Annotated in this window: 4 protein-coding genes and 1 pseudogene; 2 read left to right on the forward strand and 3 right to left on the reverse strand. The window is 31.7% G+C overall.

Going from position 1 to position 2,314, the window contains the following annotated elements; genetic code table 11:
* Window positions 1–5: 5 nt before the first annotated feature.
* Together moaCB and HG1285_RS04240 are read left to right on the forward strand one after the other, a co-directional pair.
* Entirely contained in the window at window positions 6–938 is a 933-nt protein-coding gene (gene moaCB / locus HG1285_RS04245) for a bifunctional molybdenum cofactor biosynthesis protein MoaC/MoaB (protein ID WP_232219519.1), read from the forward strand.
* Window positions 938–1,447: a DUF4416 family protein gene (locus tag HG1285_RS04240; protein ID WP_008288687.1), complete on the forward strand. Its 510-nt coding sequence runs from the start codon at window positions 938–940 to the stop codon at window positions 1,445–1,447. The genes moaCB and HG1285_RS04240 overlap by 1 nt, the downstream gene beginning before the upstream one ends.
* Here HG1285_RS04240 and HG1285_RS04235 read toward each other — a convergent pair.
* From HG1285_RS04235 to HG1285_RS04225, 3 genes and pseudogenes are all read right to left on the reverse strand, one after another.
* Window positions 1,444–1,746: an Lrp/AsnC ligand binding domain-containing protein gene (locus HG1285_RS04235; RefSeq protein WP_008288688.1), complete on the reverse strand. Its 303-nt coding sequence runs from the start codon at window positions 1,744–1,746 to the stop codon at window positions 1,444–1,446. The two genes, HG1285_RS04240 and HG1285_RS04235, sit on opposite strands and share 4 nt — an antisense overlap.
* 9 nt (window positions 1,747–1,755) lie before the next feature.
* Complete coding sequence (locus HG1285_RS04230; protein ID WP_008288689.1) at window positions 1,756–1,986, reverse strand: hypothetical protein; 231 nt, start codon at window positions 1,984–1,986, stop codon at window positions 1,756–1,758.
* A gap of 12 nt (window positions 1,987–1,998) precedes the next feature.
* A pseudogene (locus HG1285_RS04225) lies at window positions 1,999–2,314 on the reverse strand (HslU--HslV peptidase ATPase subunit); the annotation flags it as partial.

The raw sequence follows: 2,314 nt of genomic DNA on the forward strand, positions 1-2,314 counted from the left end.
TTAAGATGGAGGTCATAATGGGTTTTAAACCAGTAGATGTTTCAATGAAATTTGAAACAATAAGAAAAGCAAAAGCAGAAGGTAAAATATACCTTTCTTCTGAAAGTGTTCAAATGATAAAAGAAGGAAAAGTTCCAAAAGGGGACGTTTTATCAGCTTCTCAGATGGCAGGGATGTTTGGAGCTAAAAGAACTGCAGATATACTGCCTTTCTGCCACAATATAATGATTGACCATGTTGTTGTAGAAACCAGACTTGAAGAAGACGGCGTTTATGCGACAGCAGAAGTAAAATGTGTTGGAAGAACTGGCGTAGAAATGGAAGCCTTAACAGCAGTGTCTGCTGCACTTTTAAATGTTTATGACATGCTAAAAGCTTTTGATAAGAATATGAAAATCGGAGATATAAAACTTGTGTCTAAATCTGGCGGAAAATCTGACTACGAAGAAGATTTATCAGGTCTTGAATGTGCTGTAATCACCCTTTCTGACAGCTGTTTTGAAGGAAAAGCAGAAGATAAAAGTGGTAAAACAGCTATTGATATTATTGAAAATGAATTTGGCGGTAAAGTAAGTCATTACAAGGTTTTACCAGATGATAAAGAGAAAATTATTGAGGAGTTTAAATCTTTAGAAGGAAAAGTAAATGTCATATTTACAACAGGCGGTACAGGATTTAGTGAAAGGGATACTACTCCAGAAGCCACAAAAGAAGTTATAAGAACAGAGGCAGTTGGTTTTGGTGAAGCTATGAGAATTATAGGTGTTAAATTTACTCCTAAGTCCCTTCTCTCAAGAGCTACAGCAGGTATATTAGGAAAAGATACACTTATAATAAATCTTCCAGGAAGTACAGGTGGAGTTAAAGATAACCTGAGAATGCTTGCTCCTATTGTAAAACACGCAATAAGAATGGCAAGAGGTGAGAAAAAGCATTAATGAAAAGTCTCCTTTTATTTGCATTAATGTGGAAAGATAAGGAAAATTTAGAAAAAGTAGAAAATCATTTAAAAAAATTTTACGGGCAGTTTTTAATTGAAACTGCCCCTTTTGAACTTCCTTACTCAAAATACTATTTTGAAGAAATGGGATATCCATTATTTAAAAAATTTGTAGCTGTTAATTATTTAACCACACACTTAAACCTGGCTAATATAAAAAAACACTGTATGTTTATTGAGGATAAATACAGAAATAACAGAAACAGAACAGTCAACATAGACCCAATTTTAGTAGATGAAGAAAAAGTACTGGTAGCAACAAAAAAATATAGAGGAAACAGAATTCAGATAGATAAAGATATATTTGTAGAAATTGAGTTGTGGTATCACGACAAAGAGTTTAAATCATTTTTATGGACTTATCTGGATTACAAAGAAAATACTGAGTTTTTCAAAAAAGCAAGAAAACTTTTAAAAAAATTGAAAAAGGAAGGTAAAACTTCCTAAATTTCCACTACCATACACGTAGTAGCCCTTTTTACTCCTTTTATAGGATTTATATCTCTTATGACAACTCTCCCTATTTCGTTCTGATTTTCCCCTTCCACAAAAACAATAATGTCGTATATACCTGTAACAACATCTGCAGAACGAACATTTTCTATTTGTGCAAGTTCTTCCATTATAGTTGGAATTAAAGCAGGTTCAGCTTCAATTAAGATGTAAGCACGAGATTTTTCTTTTACATCTATATCTTTTAAAAGCTCTGCAAAAGGAATAGGTGTTTCATTGAGTTGTTCTTCCATTTCCAAACCTCACTTTTTTATATTTTTCTTTAATCCTTCAATAGCACCTATTAAAGTACCTTCAAGAATTGAGAAAGTTTTTTTAATTATTTTTTCTGTTTCGTCTAAAATTTCTTCTACCTGCTGCTTTGATATTTTTTCTTCATGTTTTTCTTCTTCGCATTTTTCAGTTTTTAATTTTTCAATTTCAGCCTTTAACTTTTCTATTTCTTCTTTTAATTGTTTTACTTCATCAGCCATAACAGCTCCTCCCTAAAGTATATACTTTGTTAAATCTTCATTCTGAACTATATCTCCTAATTTAGCCTGAACAACTTTTTTATCAATAATTATTGTCTGTCCTTTTAGGTCAGGTGCTTCAAAAGAGTAATCTTCCATTATTCTTTCTAATATCGTATGGAGTCTTCTTGCTCCTATATTTTCTGTTTTTTCATTTACTTCTTCTGCTATTCTTGCTATTTCTTCAACTGCATCATCTGTAAACTCTAAATGTACCCCTTCAGTTTCCATTAATGCTTTATATTGCTTTATAAGTGCATTTTTTGGCTGTGTAAGTATTTTTATAAAA

Source organism: Hydrogenivirga sp. 128-5-R1-1, assembly GCF_000171895.1.